At 68.3% G+C, this 22,144-nt stretch carries 16 protein-coding genes; 8 read left to right on the plus strand and 8 right to left on the minus strand.

Features of this window, described 5'->3' with window-relative positions; genetic code table 11:
• Positions 1–180 precede the first annotated feature (180 nt).
• From IEX31_RS02925 to IEX31_RS02935, 3 genes are read right to left on the minus strand one after another with little or no spacing between them, the layout of a single operon-like run.
• Positions 181–1,224, minus strand: a complete 1,044-nt coding sequence (locus tag IEX31_RS02925) for an acyl-CoA dehydrogenase family protein (protein ID WP_229662068.1) — start codon at positions 1,222–1,224, stop codon at positions 181–183.
• The gene (locus tag IEX31_RS02930; protein WP_229662069.1) at positions 1,221–2,375 is read right to left on the minus strand and encodes an acyl-CoA dehydrogenase family protein; all 1,155 of its coding nucleotides are present in this window, start codon (positions 2,373–2,375) and stop codon (positions 1,221–1,223) included. The genes IEX31_RS02925 and IEX31_RS02930 overlap by 4 nt, the downstream gene beginning before the upstream one ends.
• Complete coding sequence (locus IEX31_RS02935; protein ID WP_188741944.1) at positions 2,372–3,145, minus strand: crotonase/enoyl-CoA hydratase family protein; 774 nt, start codon at positions 3,143–3,145, stop codon at positions 2,372–2,374. The genes IEX31_RS02930 and IEX31_RS02935 overlap by 4 nt, the downstream gene beginning before the upstream one ends.
• A 454-nt stretch (positions 3,146–3,599) precedes the next feature.
• Here IEX31_RS02935 and IEX31_RS02940 point away from each other — a divergent pair, with 454 nt between their 5' ends.
• From IEX31_RS02940 to IEX31_RS02960, 5 genes are all read left to right on the plus strand, one after another.
• Positions 3,600–5,312 carry a flavin-containing monooxygenase gene (locus IEX31_RS02940; RefSeq protein ID WP_229662070.1) on the plus strand — a complete coding sequence of 571 codons (1,713 nt, stop codon included), beginning with the start codon at positions 3,600–3,602 and terminating at the stop codon, positions 5,310–5,312.
• 67 nt (positions 5,313–5,379) lie between these two features.
• The gene (locus tag IEX31_RS02945; protein ID WP_229662071.1) at positions 5,380–6,984 is read left to right on the plus strand and encodes a long-chain fatty acid--CoA ligase; all 1,605 of its coding nucleotides are present in this window, start codon (positions 5,380–5,382) and stop codon (positions 6,982–6,984) included.
• A 32-nt stretch (positions 6,985–7,016) separates the two neighbouring features.
• Positions 7,017–7,883, plus strand: coding sequence for an SMP-30/gluconolactonase/LRE family protein (locus IEX31_RS02950; RefSeq protein WP_188741945.1), 867 nt, complete (start codon positions 7,017–7,019; stop codon positions 7,881–7,883).
• Between the two features lie 48 nt (positions 7,884–7,931).
• On the plus strand, positions 7,932–9,038 hold the full coding sequence (locus tag IEX31_RS02955) for a zinc-binding dehydrogenase (protein ID WP_188741946.1): 1,107 nt from the start codon (positions 7,932–7,934) through the stop codon (positions 9,036–9,038).
• Between the two features lie 46 nt (positions 9,039–9,084).
• Positions 9,085–10,509, plus strand: a complete 1,425-nt coding sequence (locus IEX31_RS02960) for an aldehyde dehydrogenase family protein (RefSeq protein ID WP_188741947.1) — start codon at positions 9,085–9,087, stop codon at positions 10,507–10,509.
• Between the two features lie 27 nt (positions 10,510–10,536).
• Here IEX31_RS02960 and IEX31_RS02965 read toward each other — a convergent pair whose 3' ends face one another.
• Together IEX31_RS02965 and guaB1 are read right to left on the minus strand one after the other, a co-directional pair.
• Complete coding sequence (locus tag IEX31_RS02965) at positions 10,537–12,291, minus strand: sigma-54-dependent Fis family transcriptional regulator (protein WP_188741948.1); 1,755 nt, start codon at positions 12,289–12,291, stop codon at positions 10,537–10,539.
• 454 nt (positions 12,292–12,745) lie between these two features.
• Positions 12,746–14,185: a GMP reductase gene (guaB1, locus tag IEX31_RS02970; RefSeq protein ID WP_188741949.1), complete on the minus strand. Its 1,440-nt coding sequence runs from the start codon at positions 14,183–14,185 to the stop codon at positions 12,746–12,748.
• Positions 14,186–14,327: 142 nt separating this feature from the next.
• Between guaB1 and IEX31_RS02975 the strand changes: the two genes are divergently transcribed.
• Complete coding sequence (locus tag IEX31_RS02975; RefSeq protein ID WP_188741950.1) at positions 14,328–18,110, plus strand: multifunctional oxoglutarate decarboxylase/oxoglutarate dehydrogenase thiamine pyrophosphate-binding subunit/dihydrolipoyllysine-residue succinyltransferase subunit; 3,783 nt, start codon at positions 14,328–14,330, stop codon at positions 18,108–18,110.
• 124 nt (positions 18,111–18,234) lie between these two features.
• Here the strand turns inward: IEX31_RS02975 and IEX31_RS02980 are convergent, their stop codons facing one another.
• From IEX31_RS02980 to IEX31_RS02990, 3 genes are all read right to left on the minus strand, one after another.
• Positions 18,235–18,504, minus strand: coding sequence for a hypothetical protein (locus IEX31_RS02980; protein ID WP_188741951.1), 270 nt, complete (start codon positions 18,502–18,504; stop codon positions 18,235–18,237).
• Between the two features lie 178 nt (positions 18,505–18,682).
• Positions 18,683–18,940, minus strand: a complete 258-nt coding sequence (locus IEX31_RS02985) for a zf-HC2 domain-containing protein (RefSeq protein ID WP_188741952.1) — start codon at positions 18,938–18,940, stop codon at positions 18,683–18,685.
• Complete coding sequence (locus IEX31_RS02990; protein ID WP_188741953.1) at positions 18,937–19,602, minus strand: sigma-70 family RNA polymerase sigma factor; 666 nt, start codon at positions 19,600–19,602, stop codon at positions 18,937–18,939. The genes IEX31_RS02985 and IEX31_RS02990 overlap by 4 nt, the downstream gene beginning before the upstream one ends.
• A 113-nt stretch (positions 19,603–19,715) precedes the next feature.
• On the opposite strand from IEX31_RS02990, the gene aroA reads away from it, so the two are divergent.
• Both aroA and rsgA read left to right on the plus strand, forming a co-directional pair.
• Entirely contained in the window at positions 19,716–21,086 is a 1,371-nt protein-coding gene (gene aroA, locus IEX31_RS02995; protein ID WP_188741954.1) for a 3-phosphoshikimate 1-carboxyvinyltransferase, read from the plus strand.
• Positions 21,083–22,117 carry a ribosome small subunit-dependent GTPase A gene (rsgA, locus tag IEX31_RS03000; RefSeq protein WP_188741955.1) on the plus strand — a complete coding sequence of 345 codons (1,035 nt, stop codon included), beginning with the start codon at positions 21,083–21,085 and terminating at the stop codon, positions 22,115–22,117. Before aroA ends, rsgA begins: the two co-directional genes overlap by 4 nt.
• Positions 22,118–22,144: the final 27 nt, after the last annotated feature.

A 22,144-nucleotide genomic window follows, 5' to 3' on the forward strand; every position in this document is an offset into this window, starting at 1 on the left:
CGGACCGGTTCATCCCCCGCACCATCGCGACCGTTGCGAAGATGACGCCGGGGCGGCAGGTGATCGTGCGCGGCGAATCCGCTTTCGGCACCCACTCAGGCGGTGGATCAGGGTTCTCAGTGAGCGCCGTCACTCGCACGGTGTCGGGAAACTCCACCATTCAGAGGGACGTCAACGTCCTCACCGTGCGATCAGAGCCCAGAGGCCGCCGGGACCCGCGTTGCGGGCAGCGGCGCTCACCTGCAGATCCCACGAACGGACGGCCCCGTACTCACCGCGCCAGGCAAGCGCCGCACGGGTGTATTCGTGCAGGCGGTGCTCTCGCGTCGTCCCGACCGCCCCGAACACCTGATGAGCGTTTCGCACCACGACGGATGCCGCGTGACCGGCACACGATCGAGCCACGGCGACGAGGAAGTCAAGGCCCTCTGCCGACCAGCCCTCGACGAGCGCCTTGGTGAAAGCCGAATCCGTTGAGGAGCGAGCAAGCGAGGTCTCGGTCGCGATGTCGGCAAGCAGGTTCTGCACGGCCTGCAGCTTGGCGATCGGACGGCCGAACTGGACCCGCACCGGGACGTACTCGAGGGCAAGATCAAGGGAGCACTCAAGCGCCGCGCTCACCTGCACGGCGCGCACGAGAGCGCTCCTGCGCCGAAGTTCGGCGACGGTCTCGGCAGCGACGGGCGAGCCGATGATGGAGTCCAACTCGACGGCGATCGTGTCGCGCGGCTCGCCCAGCATGTTCTCACCCGGAGTGAGCCGTACTCTGGCCGCGGGTACCTCGGCGGCGAGATAACCCTCGTCGACAAGCCATACGACCACGATCGTGTCGGCCTCTCCGGCCCACGGGACGTTCTTCGCAACACCGTTTCCGTCTACGATCGCGACGGTGCTCACAGCGTTGCTCACGGCGTCGACGCCGTCGATTCCGATCGCGTCGCGAACCCATCCGGCGAGCAGGTCGTTCTCCGCGGCAGGCACACGTACGCCGTGGCGCACGGCCGCCTCGACCAGAGCTCGCCCCTCGACCCAGCTCGCACCACTACCGCCCTTGTCCTCGGCGCCCGTGAGCCGGACGAGTCCGAGCTCATCCAATTCGGCCCAGAATTCGCGGTCGAGCGTGAGCCGACCTGCGAGTGGGGCATGCGCCTCGCGGTACGAGGAGAAGACGCCGTCGAGCATCTCGAGCAGATCAGCATCGGGGGTGAGAAAGTCCTCGTTCATCGCAGCCCCATTCCGCGAGCGATCACGCCGCGCAGGACTTCGCTCGTCCCGCCGCGCAGAGTGAATCCAGGCCGCTGATCGACGGCCCGGGTGGTCAGTCGTGTCAATTCGCTGGTGACGTCGCTGCCGTCGCCGAGGAGAAGGTCCGCGTAGTCGGCGACGTCACCCTCGGTCGTAGTGCCCATCACCTTGACCACCGCTGCCGAGACATCGGCCGATTCACCTCGCTGAAGTGCGCCCGAGACAGCCATGGACATCTGGTGCAGCCCCGTTACGCGCGCGACCAGCCGCCCGAGGTCGGCGTCGAGATCGAGCCTGCCCTCGGCTACGTTCTGCACGATCTCGGTCAACAACGGGAAGGTCGACAGCACTCGCTCGGGCCCGCTGCGCTCGAAGCCGAGTTCACTGGTCACCTGCTGCCAGCCCCGTCCGATCTCACCGAACACCCGGCTATCCGGGACGAAGACTCCGTCGAGGAAGACTTCGTTGAAGTGCTGATCACCGTTCATCGAGACAATGGGTCGCACTTCGACGCCGTCCTGCGCCAACTCCACGATGAACTGGCTGAGCCCGGCGTGTCGAGCATCCGTGTCGAGCGGAGCGCTGCGCGCCAGCACGATGAAGGCGTGGGCCCGGTGAGCACCGCTCGTCCATACTTTGCTGCCGGTGATCGTCCACCCGCCGTCCACCCGATCCGCGCGGGTGCGTACACTTGCGAGGTCGGAGCCAGAGTTCGGCTCGCTCATGCCGATGCCCCAGTAGCTCTCACCGGCGGCGATGCGCGGCAGATACGCGCGCTTCTGCTCTTCGGTGCCGAACTTGAGCAGGCTCGGGGCGATCTGGCGGTCGGCGATCCAGTGCGCCGCAACTGGCGCCCCCACGGCAAGCAGCTCCTCTACGACGGCGAACCGCTCCTTGAACGTACGACCGCGACCGCCGTACTCGACCGGAACGGTCATGCCGACCCATCCGCGCGCAGCAAGCTCACGCGAGAAGTCTTCGTCCCAGCTCGACAGCCAGCTATCGACTGCCCACACGCGTCGCCCACCGGCGCGCTGCTCGGCGAGGAAGGCGCGTACTTCGGCACGGAGCTCCATCTCGGCGTCGGTGATCAGGGACGCCGGCGGCATGATGTTCGCCGTCCCGCTCACAGCGTCCTCCACTTCTCTACGCGCTTGTCGTGCTCGGGGTCGAGGTGGGCCAGCGGCTGCATGGCGGCGGCCATCGCGAGGATGGATTCCAGGTGCGCAGAGCGCGACTCGACCAGCAGCCGCTTCGCCATGCGCAGTGCGTGCGGGGGGTTCTTCGCGATACGTTCCGCGAGCCCTCTTGCGGCCGAAAGCAGCTCCTCATGAGGAACGACCCGGCTGACCATGCCCCACTCGAGCGCGGTGACCGCGTCGACGCGGTCTCCAGTGAAGGTCATCTCGGCAGCGCGTTCATATCCCACCGCGCGAGGGAGGAACCATGTGCCGCCGTCGCCGGGGACGATGCCGACAGACACGAAGCTCTCGGCGAACGAGGCCCGCTCCGAAGCGATACGGATGTCGCACATCATGGCGAGATCGCAGCCGGCGCCGATCGCAGGGCCGTTTATGGCGGCGATCAGCGGCACCTCAAGGCGGGTTGCCGCGCGGGGCAGTCGCTGGATGCCATTCATGTACTCCTGGCGCTGACGGCGCGCATCGACGCCGAACATCCCTTCCTTGTCAGCCATCTCCTTGACGTTGCCGCCAGAGGTGAAGATCTTCCCCGCGCCTGTCAGTATCACTGCCCTGACCTCAAGGTCTGCGTTCGACTCGTCGACAGCCTTGTCGAAAGCGGAGATGAACGATTTGGAAGTGATCGCGTTCCCAGTGGCATGACCGTTGATCGTCCAGATCTCGACAGGTCCTTCACGCGTGATGTCCAGTGATGTCATTCAGCGGGTCCTTCCTGGTAGAGCGGGAACGAGGCCCCGGGCGCCGAATACCGGAGCCGCGAAACGGTGCGACGCTTGATGATACGACTTCTCCTCGGTGGCTCATGGCCGACTCTCGGCTCAGCACTCCCCAATATGGTTCAGCGCCGCAGCGGGCTGCGTCTCAATCTGAGACCCCCCGGCACACAGGCGATCCGCAGTTGTCAACCCGTGAGAGGACGATGGCCGATGAGGCCCATGCCGCGGAGCCGGTTTGCGCCGGAGTGAGGGTGACGCAGAGACGGTATGACGGGCTCATCCACGGCACGCTTCGGCTGAGCGCCGCGATGCCGCGCAGCCAGGAGCCCACGACGATCTGACGGCGTTCATCAGAACCGACCTGAGCAGAACGGCCCACAGAGCACTACCTGTCTCGCAATGAGACATGAGAACCCATCCTGTCCGTTCCATGCTGATGGTCGACAGCGAAGATGCTGTCGCGACGGTCGGGACGCAGCAGTCCGCGGACGTCGTCAACGACAAGAAAGGCCATACCATGGCGAATGTCGCCCCGGGCCAAGAGTTCGACGTTCTCATCGTCGGCGCCGGCTTCGCCGGTCTCTATCAGCTGGACAAACTGCGCAAGCGCGGTCACCAGGTGCACGTCTTCGAGGCCGGATCCGGTCTCGGCGGCGTGTGGTACTGGAACTGCTATCCGGGTGCCCGCGTCGACTCGTGGGCCTCCATGTACCAGTTCTCCGATCCGGAGCTCTGGCGGGACTGGAACTTCAGCGAGCTCTACCCCGACTGGTCGGAGGTACGCGACTACTTCCACTACGCCGACGCCAAGCTCGACTTCTCCAAGGACATCTCCTACAGCACCCACGTGGAGTCTGCACGCTTCGACGAGGAGCGGAAGCGATGGAACGTCGAGGCGAAGAACCTCCAGACGGGCGAGAAGTTCTCGGTCACCGCCAACTACCTGGTGGTGTGCACCGGGTTCGGATCCGCGCCCTACACCCCCGCCTTCCCGGGTCTGGAGACCTACGCGGGCGAGGTGCATCACACCGCGCGCTGGCCCCAGAGCGGTACGCCCCTTGAGGGACGTCGCGTGGCCGTCATCGGTACCGGGGCATCAGGCATCCAGGTCTCGCAGGAGGCGGCGAAGGTCGCGGAGCATCTGACGATCTTCCAGCGCACTCCGATGCTCGCCCTGCCCATGCGGCAACGCAGGTTCACGGACGCCGACAGCGCAGAGCAGAAGGAGCACTATGAGGAGTGGATGGCGAAGCGGAACACGACCTTCGCCGGCTTCGACTTCGACTTCCTGGATCACGGCACCTTCGATGTCTCCGACGAGGAACGTCAGACGACGTACGAACGGCTGTGGACGATCGGCGGGTTCGTTCCTTGGCTCGGCAACTTCAACGACTTCTTCTTCGACGAGAAGGCGAACCGCCAGTTCTATGATTTCTGGCGCGACAAGACGCGCCAGCGCATCAAGAACAAGGACCTCTGGGAGGATCTCGCCCCGACTGAGCCGCCGCATCCTTTCGGTGTCAAGCGGCCCTCCCTCGAGCAGTGGTACTACGACATCTTCGACCAGGACAACGTCACGCTGGTGAACCTGAAGAAGAACGACATCGTCCGGGTCACCCCGAAGGGGGTGCTGACGGCGGACGGTGTCGAGCACGAAGTGGACCTGCTGGTCCTCGCCACCGGCTTCGACAGCGTCACCGGCGGTATCACCAGAATCGACATCCGCAACGCCGCAGGCGAGTCGTTCAAGGACTCGCTCCAGGGTGGCGCGCACACCGCGCTCGGCGCGGCGACCGCGGGGTTCCCGAACATGTTCTTCGTCTACGGCCCACAGAGCCCGTCAGCGTTCTGCAACGGCCCGACCTGTGCGGAAGCGCAGGGCGAATGGGTGGTGGATCTACTCGACCACCTGAAGGCGAACGGAAGCCCGCGCATCGAGGCTCGACCGGAGGCCGAGCAGAAGTGGCAGGAGATGATCGACGAGGTCATGGCGGTGGCGCTGTTCGACCGGGCGAAGTCGTGGTATATGGGGGCGAACATTCCCGGCAAGAAGGTCGAGATGCTGATGTGGCCGGGCGGGCTTCCGGCGTACCTCGGCCACGTCAACGCATCCCGCGACGCTGGCTACCCCGAGTTCGCGATCGTATGAGGCCCGGAGGGCGAGGGGCGAGGGCGCGGTCCAGCGCCCTCCGATCCACCCGGATTGGAGGAGTGACGTGCGCGGTCAGATGATGGACGTCCCACTGCAGATCAAGTCGCTGCTGTGGCGCGCCGAACGGCTGTACGGACACAAGGAGATCATCACCCGCACCGAGAGCGGGTTCCGGCACCGCACCTACGCCGAGTTCGGCGGGCGTGTGCGCCGGCTCGCGAACGCGTTGCGGACCCTGGGTATTCAACCCGGGGATCGCGTCGGAACCCTCGCCTGGAACAATGACCGGCACCTGGAGGCGTACTTCGCGGTGCCGTGCATGGGCGCGGTGCTGCACACGATCAACCTCCGCCTGCCCGCCGAGCAGATCGGCTACATCATCCAGCATGCCGACGACGAAGTCCTCCTCGTCGGCCCGGACATGCTCCCGGTGCTCGAAGGGCTGCGCGATCAACTCGGCCGGGTGCGCGCCATCCTCGTGCTGAGCGATGACGATCCCCCGGAGACGACGCTGACCCTGCCTGTCGTCGGCTACGAGGCGGCGCTCGCGGCCGAGAAGGAGGAATACGACTTCCCCGACCTCGATGAGAACACTGCCGCCGGCATGTGCTACACGTCGGGGACGACCGGCCACCCCAAGGGCGTCGTCTACAGCCACCGCAGCCACACCCTCCATGCCCTCACACTCGGCACCACGGGCTCGATCGGCGTCGACGAACGCGAGAGGTACATGCTCGTCACGCCCATGTCGCACGTGAACTCCTGGGGCATGCCCTACGGATGCGTGCTGTACGGCGCGACGATCGTGCTGCCTGGCGACCACCCGGTCGGCGTCGACTACCTCGAGACGATCGAGCACGGTCGGCCGACCTTCTTCTCCGGAGCCGTCACGGTGGGGATGCTGATTCGCGAGACCCTGCAGCACTCCGATCGCTCTTGGGACGTCTCCAGCCTCAAGACCCTCTGGCTCGGCGGACAGGCTCCCCCCGTCAGCGAAATGCGCTGGTGGAAGGAGAACCACGGCATCGACGTGGTCCAGGCCTGGGGGATGACCGAGGCCTCTCCGCTGCTGACCTTCTGCGGCCTGGCGAGCCAGTACGGTGACCTGCCCGCCGAGGACGCGTACGAGGTTCTGGGCAGGCAGGGGCAACCGCTGCCGCTGGTCGACATCGCCCTCGTCGACGACGAGGGCGTCGAGCAGCCGTGGGATGGGGCGCATTCTGGAGAGGTGCGCGTGCGGTCGCCCTGGGTGGCCTCGACCTACTACGACGACGCACGGTCGGCGGAGACCTTCCGCGACGGCTGGTTCTACAGCGGGGATATCGGCCGTATGACAGCCGACGGCTATCTCATTCTGGTGGACCGCTCGAAGGACCTCATCAAGAGCGGCGGCGAGTGGATCTCGTCGGTCGATCTGGAGAACCACCTCATGGCCCACCCCGCTGTGAAGGAGGCCGCGGTCGTCGCCGCACCCGATCCGAAGTGGCTCGAGCGCCCCGTGGCCTTCGTGGTCACCCAGGCCGCCGTGACCACTGCGGAGCTGGCCGCGCACCTGCGCGCGAAATTCCCGTCGTTCTGGGTGCCGGATCGATTCGAGTTCATCGACGCCGTACCCAAGACCGGCGTCGGGAAGTTCGACAAGAAGCTGCTCCGACGCGACTACGTCTGAAGTACCGAACCCAACCGATGAAGGAGGATGTAATGAAGCAGCACACCTACACAAACCTCAGTGCCGAGGGCCATAAGTACCTCGAGGCCCCGCGCTGGCACGACGGCAAGATCTGGACGAGCGACTTCTTCAACCGTCGCGTGATCACGGTCGACCCGGCTGACGGCAGTGTCGAGACGATCCTCGACGTGCCCGGCCAGCCCTCTGGGCTCGGCTTCTTGGCCGACGGATCGCTCCTGGTCGTGTCGATGGTCGACAAGAAGGTGCTTCGCCGGCATCCGAACGGCGATGTCACGGAGTACGCCGACCTGTCGGACCTGTGCGAAGGTCATGCCAACGATATGTTCGTCACCGCCGAGGGACACGCATACGTCGGGAACTTCGGTTTCGACCTCGGCGTCGATGATCCTCGCCCGACGCACGTCGTGCACATCACCCCAGACGGCACCGCGACCGCCGAGCCGGGCGACATCATGTTCCCCAACGGCATGCAGGTCACGCCCGACGGGAAGACGCTCATCGTCAACGAGCTCTTCGCGCACCGCATCTCGGCCTACGACATCGCTGCCGACGGATCGCTGAGCAACTACCGGCTCTGGGCGGACATGCCCGAGAGCTTCCACCCGGACGGCCTCACGATCGACACGGATGGCGGGGTCTGGATGGGCAACGCCCTCACTGAAGGCCCGGAGGCGGGGTTCTACCGCGTCGAGGAGGGCGGGGAGATCACCGACGTCATCCTGATTCCGGACGGCTGGGGGGTGGCTCCCTGGTTCGGCGGCCCCGACCGCGACGTGCTCTACTTCGTCTCCTGCGACACGAACCTGGACCGGTTCGCGGTCGAGGACTCTAGCGCATTCGTCCGATACGCGAACGTCGGCCGCAAGGGTTACGCCTGAACCGGCGTTTCCGAGCAACCCCGCCGAGAAGAACTCTGAAGGAGACACGTGTTCGAAGGACGTATCGCACGATTCGACGAGGTCGAGCGACCCTTCCAGTTGCGCACCGAGCGCCTGGACGGGGTCGGACCGGGGGAGATTCTGGTCAGAGTCCGGCGCACGAATGTGTGCGCATCGGATCTGCACGCGTGGCATGGCAGTTTCGCCACGAAGGGGCTTGGCGGGCAGCTGCCCACTGTACTCGGACACGAGATGGTGGGTAGCGTGGCCGCTCTCGGCGAGGGGGTGGCCACCGATCTCAACGGCGTCCCCCTCGCCGAGGGGACCCGCGTGGTGTTCCCCTACTTCTTCCCCTGCCACCGGTGCCGGTCGTGCCTGTCGGGTCATCCGATCTCCTGCGATCGGATGACGATGGCAATGCTCGGCCGCGCCGACAAGCCGCCGTACTTCGTCGGGGGCTTCGGCGAGTACTTCCTCCTCCCCGCCGAGGCCGTCGTCTACGTCGTACCTGACACCCTGCCGGACGAGTATGCTGCCGGCGCGAACTGCGCGCTCTCCCAGGTGATCTACGGCCTTGATCGAGTGGGGCAGGGCTTCGGTGAGACGGTCGTCGTGCAGGGCGCCGGCGGCCTCGGGCTCTTCGCGACGGCCGTCGCGAAGGCACGCGGCGCATCGACGGTCATCACTGTCGACGGTGTCGCCGAGCGACTCGAGCTCGCGAAGGGATTCGGCGCTGATCATATCGTCGATATCTCCGCGATCGAGTCCTCCCGCGACCGCGTGAAGCGGGTCCGCGAGCTCACCGGCGGGCGCGGCGCCGATGTTGTCGTCGAGGTGGTGGGAAGCCCGGCAGTCATCGACGAGGGCCTGAAGATGCTCGGGCAGTTCGGCCGCTATCTGGAGATCGGCAACATCGGCTTCGGCCGCACCGCGGAACTCGATCCGTCGCGTCTGGTGTTCGGCAACAAGACGATCGTCGGCGTCTCCCTGTACGACCCCATCGTGCTCGGCACGGCACTGACGTTCCTTGAGCAGCATCAGCATCACCTGCCGCTCGACCGGCTCAGCGGGGTATCGTACAGACTCGACGAGATCGACACGGCCTTCGCGGACGCCGACAGCCGCCGCGTCGTGCGAGCGGCGATCGTCCCTTGACCGGCCCTGCAGACATCCGGCAGCATCCACGTCGACAGGAGAAAGCATGTCCGACCATGATTACGACCGCACCCGTCACTTCATCGGCGGCGAGTGGACCCCCTCGTTGGGCACCGGTGGGATCGAGGTCGTCGACCCCTCGACGGAGCAGACGATCGGGTCGGTGCCGCGCGGCGATGGCCGCGATGTAGACACGGCGGTCGCCGCCGCGCGGGAGGCGTTCGACCCCCTGGTCTCGGTCGAGGAGCGGCGGGCACGCGCGTCGCGCGCGATTGAGGCGATGAGGGCGCGGTTGCCGCAGATCGCCGAGACGATCAGCCGCGAGATGGGCGCCCCCATCCGCATCGCCACTACCGTGCAGACCCAGGTGCCGCTCGCGGTCGCGGAGGGAATCCTCGAGGCATTCGACGACTTCGAACACGAGCGTCGGGTGGGCAACTCGCTCGTCGTGCGCGAGCCCTACGGGGTCGCCGCTGCGGTGACCCCGTGGAATTACCCGCTCTATCAGGTGGTAGCGAAGGTGATCCCGGCGATCGCCGCGGGCTGCACCGTCGTGGTCAAGCCGAGCAATGAGGCCCCGCTGTCGGTGTTCGAGTTCTTCGACGCGCTTGCCGACGCAGACCTCCCGCCGGGCGTGGTGAACCTCGTCTCCGGCAGCGGGGCGGTGATCGGCGAGCGGCTCGCGGAGCACCCAGACGTGGACCTGATCTCCTTCACTGGGTCAACGGGCGTCGGCATCCGCGTCGCACAGGTCGCCGCAGCCACCGTGAAGAAGGTGACTCTGGAGCTCGGAGGCAAGTCAGCCAACGTCATCCTTGACGACGCTGACCTCGCCACCGCCGTGAAGGTGGGTGTGGGCAACGCATTCCTCAACGCCGGGCAGACCTGCATGGCGTGGACGCGGATGCTGGTGCCGGAGTCGCGATACGTCGAGGCGCTCGCGCTGGCGGAGAGCGCCGCGTCGCGCTACGGCGTCGGGGACCCGGCCGATCCTGCGACACGCCTTGGTCCGGTGGCATCGTCGAACCAGTTCGATACCGTGCGCGGGTTCATCGAGCGCGCGATCGCCGACGGCGCACGCCTCATCACGGGAGGTGTCCAACGCGTGCGCGAACCGGGCTACTTCCTCGCCCCGACGGTCTTCGCCGATGTCGATCCTCAATCCGAGCTCGCCCAAGAGGAGGTATTCGGCCCTGTGCTCGCGATCATCCCCTACCGTGATGAGGCCGACGCACTGCGCATCGCCAATGACAGCCTCTACGGGCTAGCGGGCGCGGTGTGGTCGGGCAGCGACGATCGCGCAATGGCGTTCGCCCGCGGCATCCGGACCGGTCAGGTGGACATCAACGGCGGGCGATACAACCCGAGCGCGCCGTTCGGCGGGTACAAGCGCTCCGGCGTCGGCCGTGAGCTCGGGGCCATGGGGCTCGAGGAGTACCTGCAGACGAAGTCGCTTCAGCTGCCGGTCTGAGCGACTCGGCGCTCGAACCATCGGCTGTCAGTCGGCGAGGTCCGCGCCGGCGGAGATCCCGAGCGACCGCAGCTTGCGGTACAGGGTGGCCCGGCCGATGCCGAGCACCCTTGCCGCCTCCGTGCGATTGCCGTCGACGACCGCGAGGGTCTTGACGATGAGGTCGCGTTCCGAGTACTCCATAGGGGTGAGCTTGCGGCCCTGGGCGCGCCGCAGGATCAGGTGCGGGAGATGGGCCGGCTCGATGACGCCCCGGGGCGCTGCGCCGAGCGCGACGCCGAGGACGTCGCGGAGCTCGGTGATGTTCCCCGGCCATTCGTAGCGCATGAGCGCCTGAAGCGCGGCCGAGCTGCAGACGGCGGGCCGCTGCGAAGAGAGGTCCGCGAGGAGCGCGGGGACGATCTCGGCGATGTCCTCGCTGCGCTGCCGGAGCGGAGGCAGCCACACCTGCTGAGGAAACGCGCCGATGGTGCGGGTGACGGCATCCGTGGCGTCCTCGTGGACCGTGACGATCAGCTGCGCGGGACGGGAGACCCGACGTGCGAGTGCGGCCAGCTCATCGAGCGACTCGGGCGCCAGGAGCTGGAGGTGCCGGATGATGACGCCGTCGCCGCGTTCGAGAGCCGCGCGGCAGCGCTCCACCAGCCGCCCAGGGCCCTCGCGCCCGTCGACGGCGGCGTCGAACTCGCGCACGGACTCGTGCCCCGCCTGCGCGTGCAGGTGCGCTGCGAACCGGTGCTTGCCCGTGCCGGACTCACCGCACACGGCGATCGGCTGCCCGCTGCGGATGAGCGCGGGAACACGGTCGAGCACGTGGACCCACTGGGCGCTGCGTCCGGGCGGGGAGGAACCCGCGGATGCCGGCGCGCTCTCGTTCGCGGTGAGCGCCGGGATCGGCACAGGCTGTGCCGACGGGATCGGCGAGAAGCGCACGACGAGTCCGAGGGCGCCATGGTCACCGCCGTCGACCGGGCTGATCCGGATGCCGTAGCGTCCCGTCGAGAGCTCCACCGTGCCGACGTCGTGGCCGCCGGCGACGAGGCCGGAGGCCACCTCCCAGAGCACGGCCTGGTCGAGCCCGTTGAGGATGCCCGCCGCAGCGGAGTTGGTCAGGAGGAAATTCGTGCGCATTGCGACGAGCGGCGCACGCGTGCGTCGCCGCATTCGCACGAAAGCCTCCAGCAGCGCGCTTTCAGAGGCGGAGGCCTCCTGGGCGAAACGTGTCTCGATGTGCTTGGTCGCCTCGACCAGGAGCGGCGTCATCAGCGGATGAAAGTCAGTCGCGAGGCACGTAAAATCGAGCACGCCCTCGATGGTGCCGCGCGTGGGGTGAAGGATCGGAATGCCGACGCACGAGAACCGGTGCAGGAAGTCGGCGAAGTGCTCTGTGCCGTGAACAATGACGGCTTTGCGCTCCTCCAGTGCGGTGCCGACACCGTTGGTGCCGGCGAACTCCTCGGCGAACTCGAAACCGGGTGCGATTCTGGCATTGTCGAGCTTGTCGTTGAGCGCCCTCTGCGCCACCCAGCGATTGACGATCCTGCCATCGACATCGGCGAGAACCATGCTGTGGCGGGTGCCCGACATCGAGTCGATGAGCCTTTCCAGGACGGGTTGCGCTGCACGGGAGAGTCGGTTCTCGCGATCGAAGTCGTCGCTGTAGGGAAGCTCAAACTCGGCGGCCTGCGGGACGCCCGACGCGTACGAGCGCAGCCAGGAGGCGGCGATCAGCGGCCGCGGAGTCCGGGTGCGGTTGATCGCGGGCGCTTCGGAGTTGCGCATCGGGCCCTCCATCCTCATTGACAGTAGGTGCGCAGGAGCAAGATGCTCCCTGAAGAAAGAACTCTAAGAAAGAATAGGCCGAAATGATCCGTCCCGTCAGTGGCGGCCGTCTCATTCTGAGACGGCGGAACCCGCGACAGGTCCACGCGTTGATGGCGATCGTGCCGTAGCACAGGTCGCGTGATGACGGCCATGTGAGACTGCCCGTAGCCGTCACGAAGGCTGCCCGGTGGCGGTCAGCAGGATTGCCCGCTGGTGGCCATGAGTTCTGCCCACGTCTGATGGTTCTGTTCCCGCGCGTCGTCGCGGGGGCGGCACCCCTTCCCGGTTCGATGACGGTGCTTGTGTCGTCGTCGTGCCCGGGAAGGGGCTGTGTCGAAGTCTGACGGAGAGCCGGGTGCACGCGGTCAGCGTAGCCACGGCGACGATCGGCGGTGCCGAGGCATCCGCAGCCCTACCAGCTCACCGGCAGCGCCTTGCCCTCCTCGTAGCCGGCCGCCGACTGCACGCCCACGAGCGCCCGCTCGCGGAACTCCTCGATCGACCGCGCACCCGCGTAGGTGAATGCGCTGCGCACGCCCGACGTGATCATGTCGAGCAGGTCCTCGAGCGAGGGCCGCAGCGGGTCGAGGTAGATCGACGACGACGAGATCCCCTCGGCGAACAACTCCTTCCGGGCGAGCTCGTAGGGCGAGAGCCTGTCGAAGCGCTCGCGCACGGCCTTCGTCGACGCCATGCCCCAGCTCTCCTTGAAGAGGCGGCCGGATGCGTCACGCCGAAGGGTTCCCGGCGCCTCGATGGTGCCGGCGAACCACGAGCCGATCATGACGGATGCCGCGCCCGCCGCGAGCGCGAGCGCCACGTCGCGCGGGTACCGCACGCCGCCGTCCGCCCACACCGTGGCGCCCAGCTCACGGGCTGCCTCCGCGGTCTCGAGCACTGCGGAGAACTGCGGACGACCGACCGCCGTCATCATGCGCGTGGTGCACATCGCGCCGGGTCCGACGCCGACCTTGAGCACGTCGGCGCCGGCCTCGACGAGGTCGGCGACCGCGTCGGCGGTCACGATGTTGCCGGCGACGATCGGCACGCCGAGGCCGAGGTCGCGCACGACGCCGACCGCGCGGATCATTCCCTCCTGATGGCCGTGCGCGGTGTCGATCACGAGCATGTCGACGCCCGCGGCGACGAGCGCCTTCGCCCTCGCGGCGACGTCGCCGTTGATGCCGACGGCCGCCGCCACGCGCAGTCGTCCGCCGGCGTCCACGTTCGGTTCGTACAGCGTGCCGCGCAGGGCGCTCCGCCGGCTCAGGGTGCCGACGACGCGACCGTGCTCCATGACCGGTGCGAAGTCGATGCCGGCCTCGACCATGAGGTCGAACGCCCGGCGCGGCGTCTCCACGTCGTCGGCGTCGAGCGACGCCATCCCGCCGTGCACGAGGTCGCCGAGCCGAGCGTCGGGCAGGGCGGTAGCCAGGCGCTCCGCGGCGATGCATCCGACGTACGCCCCGCGCGAATCGTGCAGCACGATGCCGTGCCCCGGCACCGGCGGGAGCGACGCCAGGGCGTCCCCCGCCGTGTCGTCGGGCCCGAAGTGATGGGGCGTGTCGAACCGCGGCGACTGCGCCTTCACCCAGCGGATCGCCGCGTCGAGGTCCTGCAGGTGCAGGTCCTGCGGCAGCACCCCGAGGCCGCCACGCCTGGCCAGGGTCGCCGCAAGCCGCGGGCCGGTGACCGAGTTCATGTTCGCGGAGACGAGCGGAACGGATGCCCCGGAGCCGTCGTCGGGAGCGAGCGAGACGTCGAGCCGGCTCGTGACGCCAGAGCGGCTCGGCACGAGGAACACGTCGGAGTACGTGAGGTCGTGGCGCGGGGTCGTCCGGTAGAACTCCATGGGCATTACGCTACCGCCGCAACCGGGGCGCCAGCCTCCCGGAGGGGTTTAGGCTTGTGTGGGTGATCGGGCACCGTATGCGTGTGCACGTGGCGGTCGCCGCAGGCAATCCAACAGCGATGGAGAGAGTGGGCGAGAAGCTGTGTCGAGCCAACTGACCGGGTCGGGATCCGAGGAGACGACAGCGGGCGAGTACGGGGCCAATGAGTGGCTCGTCGATGAGATGTACGAGAAGTACCTCGCCGACCCCGAGTCCGTCGACCGGACCTGGTGGCCGGTCCTCGAGCACTATCGCCAGGTTCGCACGGGGACCACCGCGACGCCGGCGCCGCTGTCGACGGACGGCGTGCAGCCCGCCGCCCCCGCCGAGACCGCACCCCAGCAGGCAGTCGCAGCAGCCGAGCCACCCGTGTCCGAGCCCGCACCGCCGGCCGCGGCATCCGCTCCGATCACCGCACCCTCGCCCGTCGTCGGGCAGGCGCCCGAGGCACGCACGACCTCGGTGGCGCCGCGCACCGCGCCCGTGCCCGCCGACGTGCCGATCACGAGCCCGCAGCAGGTACTCGCCGGGGCGCCGCGGGAGGACGAGGTCGTCACCCTCAAGGGCCTGCCGAAGACCCTCGCGGCGAACATGGACCAGAGCCTCACCGTGCCGACCGCGACCAGCGTGCGCACCATCCCGGCGAAGCTCATGATCGACAACCGCATCGTGATCAACAACCACCTCCGACGTTCGCGCGGCGGCAAGGTGTCGTTCACGCACCTCATCGGGTGGGCGCTCATCCAGGCCCTCAAGGAGTTCCCGAGCCAGAACGTGTACTACGCCGAGGTCGACGGCAAGCCGAGCATGCTCAAGCCCGCGCACATCGGGCTCGGCATCGCCATCGACCTCCCCAAGCCCGACGGCAGCCGCGCTCTCCTCGTGCCGGCGATCAAGCGCGCCGAGACGATGACGTTCAACGAGTACCTCGCCGCCTACGAGGACCTCGTGCAGCGCGCCCGCCAGAACAAGCTGAAGGCCGACGACTTCCAGGGCGCGTCCGTCTCGCTCACCAATCCGGGCGGCATCGGCACGGTGCACTCGGTGCCCCGGCTCATGAAGGGCCAGGGCTGCATCATCGGCGCCGGCGCCCTCGAATACCCGGCCGAGTTCCAGGGCTCGTCGGAGAAGACGCTCGCGAACCTCGCGATCGGCAAGACGATCACGCTCACCTCCACCTACGACCACCGGGTCATCCAGGGCGCGGGATCCGGCGAGTTCCTGAAGAAGGTGCACGAGCTCCTCATCGGCCAGCGCGGGTTCTACGAGGACCTCTTCGCCGCGCTCCGCCTGCCCTACGAGCCCATCCGCTGGGCCCCCGACATCTCGGTCGACATCGCCAGCGCCATCGACAAGACGGCCCGCGTGCAGGAGCTCATCAACGCGTTCCGCGTGCGTGGCCACCTCATGGCCGACACCGACCCGCTCGAGTACGTGCAGCGCTCCCACCCCGACCTCGACATCGCGAGCCACGGCCTCACCTTCTGGGACCTCGATCGCGAATTCGTCACCGGCGGATTCGGCGACAAGCGCACTGCGCTCCTCCGCGACATCCTCGGCGTGCTCCGCGACTCGTACTGCCGAACCATCGGCATCGAGTACATGCACATCCAGGACCCCGTGCAGCGCCGCTGGATCCAGAACGAGGTCGAGCGCAAGTACGAGAAGCCGACCCACGACGAGCAGATGCGCATCCTCGGCAAGCTCAACGAGGCCGAGGCCTTCGAGACGTTCCTGCAGACGAAGTACGTCGGCCAGAAGCGCTTCAGCCTCGAGGGCGGCGAGTCCGTCATCGCACTCCTCGACGAGATCCTGCAGGGCGCCGCGAAGGAGGGCCTCGACGAGGTCGCCATCGGAATGGCGCACCGCGGGCGCCTCAACGTGCTCACGAACGTCGCAGGCAAGACCTACGGCCAGGTGTTCCGCGAGTTCGAGGGCACCCAGGACTCGAGGAACTTCTCCGGCTCGGGCGACGTGAAGTACCACCTCGGCACCGAAGGCGTCTTCACGGCCGACGACGGCCACCAGATCCCGGTGACACTCGCCGCCAACCCGTCGCACCTCGAGGCCGTCGACGGCGTGCTCGAGGGCATCGTGCGCGCCAAGCAGGACCGTAAGCCCATCGGCACGTTCTCCACGCTGCCGGTCCTCATCCACGGTGACGCTGCCATTGCCGGCCAGGGGGTCGTCGTCGAGACGATGCAGATGTCGCAGCTGCGCGGCTATCGCACCGGCGGCACGATCCATGTGAACATCAACAACCAGGTGGGCTTCACGACCGTGCCGGGCGACGCGCGCTCGTCGATCTACTCGACGGACGTCGCGAAGACGATCCAGGCGCCCATCTTCCACGTGAACGGCGACGACCCCGAGGCCGTCGTGCGCGTCGCGGAGCTTGCGTTCCGCTACCGCCAGGAGTTCAAGCGCGACGTCGTCGTCGACCTCGTCTGCTACCGGCGTCGCGGGCACAACGAGGGCGACGACCCATCGATGACGCAGCCGCTCATGTACAACCTCATCGAGGCCAAGCGCTCGGTGCGAAAGCTCTACACCGAGGCCCTCGTCGGCCGCGGCGACATCACCGAGGAGGAGTACGAGGCGGCGCACCGCGACTTCCAGGACCGCCTCGAGCGCGCCTTCGCCGAGACGCACGCCGCACAGACGGGCGCGATCCCCGTCGTCGGTGCGACCGACTCGACCCGCGAGCCCGAGTCGCCGTCGGGCGAGCTCGCGACCACGGGGGTCTCCGTCGAGGTCGTGCACGCGATCGGCGACGCGTTCGCCAACAAGCCGGCGGGCTTCACCGTGCACCCGAAGATCCAGCAGCTCCTGACCAAGCGCCAGGACATGAGCCGCAACGGCAAGATCGACTGGGGCTTCGGCGAGCTGCTCGCGCTCGGCTCGCTCCTGCTCGAGGGCACGCCGGTGCGCTTCGCCGGCCAGGATGCCCGCCGCGGAACGTTCGTGCAGCGGCACGCGGTGCTGCACGACCGCGAGAACGGCCAGGAGTGGCTGCCGCTGCAGAACCTCTCCGACAACCAGGCCCGCTTCTGGATCTACGACTCGCTGCTCAGCGAGTACGCGGCGATGGGCTTCGAGTACGGCTATTCCGTCGAGCGGAGGGACGCGCTCGTGATGTGGGAGGCGCAGTTCGGCGACTTCGCCAACGGCGCGCAGACCATCATCGACGAGTTCATCTCATCGGCCGAGCAGAAGTGGGGCCAGCGCTCGAGCGTCGTACTCCTGCTCCCCCACGGCTACGAGGGCCAGGGCCCCGATCACTCGAGCGCCCGCATCGAGCGGTACCTGCAGCTGTGCGCCGAGAGCAACATGACGGTCGCCCGCCCCTCGACGCCCGCGTCGTACTTCCACCTGCTGCGCCGCCAGGCCTACGTGCGTCCACGCCGTCCGCTCATCGTCTTCTCGCCCAAGGCGATGCTGCGACTCCGGGGTGCGACGAGCGAGGTGGCCGACTTCACGAACGGCCGCTTCGAGCCCGTCATCGACGATGCGCGCATCACCGACCGGGCGGCGGTGAAGCGCGCCGTGCTCCTCTCGGGCAAGCTCTACTACGACCTGATCGCGGAACTCGACAAGAACCCGAACCCCGAGATCGCGGTCGTCCGCGTCGAGCAGCTGTACCCGTTGCCCGCGGTCGAGCTGAAGACGGTGGCCGACAGCTATCCGAACGCCGAGCTCATGTGGGCCCAGGACGAACCAGAGAACCAGGGCGCCTGGCCGTACTTCGTCATCGAGACGAACAAGCTGGGTCCGCGTCCGGTCTCGGTGGTCGCGGCGGCGGCGTCGGCCTCGCCGGCCACGGGTTCCGCCAAACGCCACGCGGCCGAACAGGCCGAGCTCGTCCGCCGCGCGCTCACGCTGTAGTCGCGGCGCGCACGACGCCGAGGGGCGGATGCCGCGGCATCCGCCTCCTTCGCCGTTCCCGCCGTCGTTCAGCCGCGGTGGCTCGGCACCAGGCGCTCCTCCGCCGACCGCGACTCGGCTTCGGTCACGTCGAGCACCGCGTCCTCGCCGCGGGACCCTCGTCATCAGGCGATCGCCTCGGTGTCGGCGTCCGTCCGTCACGCGCGACGATCGCGGGGATGACGTCGGCGGAACGGAATCCCGACTGGAGGTCCTGCACCCGCGTCGACTCTGCGGCGTCGGGCAGGAACTGCGCCTGCTCGTTCTCGACGACGTCGCTGAGCGCACCGAATGACGCCCCGCCTGCGCCGAATGCGGCGAACCAGACGAGGATGAGGACAGTCGGGATGAGCACCCGGAGCCACGTGGGAACACGACCGGGGCGAGGGCTGGGGCGGGCGGAGGTATCCATCCAGATCGACGTCAGGGAACCGGCACGCCGCCCCGCTTGCATCGAAAGGCGGATGATGATGCGGATGCCGACACCGACTCCCGCGGCGGCCCCGTCGCCGACACGGGCGCCATGCGCCGGCTCAGTCGACGAGGATGCCGTGCCCCGACTGGATGTCGCGGATGCGCGTGAGCACGATCATCCGAAGCTCCTCGGGCGCGCTCTCCTTGCAGGCGCGCTGCACGACCTCGGTGATCGCGACGCCGACGCGGAGCTCCGCCCGGCAGTCGGCGCAGTTCTCGATGTGCTCGTGGATGTCGGCCGCGTCCTCGCGACCCAGTTCGTGATGGAGGTACTCCTCGAGTTCGGCCCTGGCCTTCTCACAGCCGCAGTCGGTCATCTCGTACTCCTCGGCATGCTCTGCCTCCTGGTGGGTTGACGAGCCGGCCCGTCCGCTGCGAATCCCTGCTCGCGGGCGTAGTCGGCGAGGGACTCGCGCAGCAGTCGCCGGCCACGGTGCAGGCGGCTCATCACGGTCCCGATGGGGGTGTTCATCATGTCGGCGATCTCCTGGTAAGAGAATCCCTCGACGTCGGCGAAGTACACCGCGAGGCGGAAATCCTCGGGCAGTGCCTGCAGCGCGTCCTTCACCGCGCTGTCGGGCAGGTGGTCGATGGCCTCGGCCTCGGCCGACCGGCTCGACCGCGCGGTCGTCGACTCGGCGCCGCCGAGCTGCCAGTCCTCGAGGTCGTCGATCGTGCCCTGATAGGGCTCCCGCTGCTTCTTGCGATACGCGTTGATGAAGGTGTTCGTGAGGATCCGGTACAGCCACGCCTTGAGGTTGGTGCCCTGCGTGAACCCCCCGAAGGCGGCGAACGCCTTCACGAACGTCTCCTGCACGAGGTCCTGCGCGTCAGACGGGTTCTTGGTCATGCGCAGGGCCGCGGCGTACAACTGGTCGAGGAACGGCAGCGCCTGTTCCTCGAAGAGTTCGCCGAGCGACCGGCCCTCGTCCGAAGGGGCCGAATGGTCGTGCGTGGGGTCGGTCTCGTCCGCAGTCATCACCGGCCATCCTAGATCGTCGACCGGAGCGACCGCCGGGCGTTCGAGCACTGCTGCCACCGTCACGCGCCACCGTCTCCTTCTGCGCCCCCTGACGCTACTGTTGATAACCGATGCAGATTTCGAGGTATTCCGCACCCGAGTTCGATCCGTACGGCGAGGCGAGGCAGACCGAGACGGATGACGGATGGCGCGCGCCGGTCGCGGTCGGCCCGCTCGCGTCCGTGGTGGCCCTCCCTGGCTCCAAGTCGCTCACGAACCGCGAACTGGTGCTCGCCGCTCTCGCCGACGGCCACTCCACGCTGCAGGCACCCCTGTGGTCGCGTGACAGCGAACTCATGCTCGAGGGTCTCCGGGCACTCGGCACCCGATTCGAGCGGATGCCGGGCACGGGCGGGTTCGGCGATGACCTGCGCGTCATCCCCGCCGATGAGCTCGTCGGCTCGACGACGATCGACTGCGGGCTCGCGGGCACCGTCATGCGCTTCGTCCCGCCCGTTGCGGCCCTCGCACTCGGCCCGACGACGTTCGACGGCGACGAGGGTGCGCGGCGCCGCCCCATGGGCGCCTCGATCCAGGGCCTCAGGGCGCTCGGGGTGGACATCGACGACGACGGACGCGGGGCCCTTCCGTTCACCGTGCACGGCACCGGCCGGGTCGAGGGCGGCGCGATCGAACTGGACGCGTCCGCGTCGAGCCAGTTCGTCTCCGGGCTCCTGCTCGCCGCGCCCCGTTTCGAACGCGGCCTCGACCTGCGGCACACCGGCGAGCGGCTGCCGAGCCTGCCGCACATCGAGATGACGATCGCCGCGCTCCGCGCTCGTGGCGTCGACGTGACGACGCCCGAGCCCGGGCACTGGCAGGTCGCGCCCGGCGCCATCCGGGCGATCGATGTCGCCATCGAGCCCGACCTCTCGAGCGCCGCGCCGTTCCTCGTCGCCGCACTCGTCGCGGGCGGACACGTCACGGTCACGGGCTGGCCCGAGCAGACGACGCAGGTGGGGGCGCAGTTGGCGGTACTCCTCCCCCGATTCGGCGCGCGGGTCTCGATCGACGACGACCGCCTGACCGTCCGGGCGCCCGAGCCGACCCCCGACGGCGGCCGCGGCATCCGGGGCGCCGATCTCGACCTGTCGGAGGCCGGGGAGCTCGTGCCCAACGTGGTCGCCCTCGCGGCCTTCGCCGACGGCCCCAGCACGTTCACCGGCATCGGGCACATCCGCCACCACGAGACCGACCGGCTCGCCGCACTCGCGGCGGAACTGAACGGCCTCGGCGGCCACGTCACCGAGCTCGACGACGGCCTGCGCATCGAGCCGGCACCACTGCACGGCGGCCCGTGGCACGCATATGCCGATCACCGCATGGCGACGACCGGGGCCATCGTCGGGCTGGCCGTGCCGGGCGTCGTCGTCGACGACATCGCCTCGACCGGCAAGACCCTGCCGCAGTTCCCGAAGCTCTGGGAGCAGATGCTCGCATGAGCTGGTGGGACACCGACGACGACGACGAGCCGGAGTTCGACGAGTCCGACGTGCGCGTACGTCCCAGCCGCCGCGGCAGCCGCCCGCGCACGAAGACGCGTCCCGAGCACGCCGATGCGGTGCCCGGCACGGTGCTCGGCGTCGACCGCGGCCGATACTCGGTGCTCGTCGACGAGGACGACGACGACGAGCGCGAACTCACCGCCGCACGGGCGAGCGAGCTGCGACGCAAGTCGGTCGTGACCGGGGACCACGTCGACCTGGTGGGCGAGACGAGCGGCGAACCCGGCACGCTCGCACGCATCGTGCGCGTCGGCGAGCGCGCGACCCTGCTGCGCCGCAGTGCCGACGACACCGACGAGGTCGAGCGGGTCATCGTGGCGAACGCCGACCAGATGCTCATCGTCGTGGCCGCGGCGAACCCCGAGCCGCGCATCCGCCTCGTCGACCGTTACCTCGTCGCCGCGTTCGACGCCGGCATCCAGCCCCTGCTCGTCATCACCAAGACCGACCTGGCCGACCCCGACGAGTTCCTCGCGAACTTCTCGGGACTCGACCTGCCGGTCTTCCGTTCGAGCGCCGAGCGGATGCCGCTCGACGAGATCACCGCTGCGCTCATCGGGCACCGCACGGTCTTCGTCGGACACTCGGGCGTCGGCAAGTCGACGCTCGTGAACGCGCTGGTACCCGAGGCGAACCGTGCGATCGGGCAGGTCAACGTGGTCACGGGACGAGGCCGGCACACCTCGTCGTCGACCATCTCGCTGCGACTGCGCACCGCCGCGGGCACGGGGTGGGTCATCGACACCCCCGGCGTGCGCTCGTTCGGGCTCGGCCACGTGAACCCCGCGAACATCCTCGGCGCCTTCACCGACCTCGCCCGGATCGCCGAGGACTGCCCGCGCGGCTGCACGCACCTGCCCGACGCGCCCGACTGCGCGATCAACGAGGCGGTCGCCGCGGGCGAGCTCGGCGAGACCGGACGCGCCCGCCTCGACTCGTTGCAGCGACTGCTCACGACGTTCGCCTGAGCGACATCCGCGACATCCGCGACCGTC

The sequence above is a fragment of the Agromyces bauzanensis genome (genome assembly GCF_014645655.1).
Lineage (GTDB): Bacteria > Actinomycetota > Actinomycetes > Actinomycetales > Microbacteriaceae > Agromyces > Agromyces bauzanensis.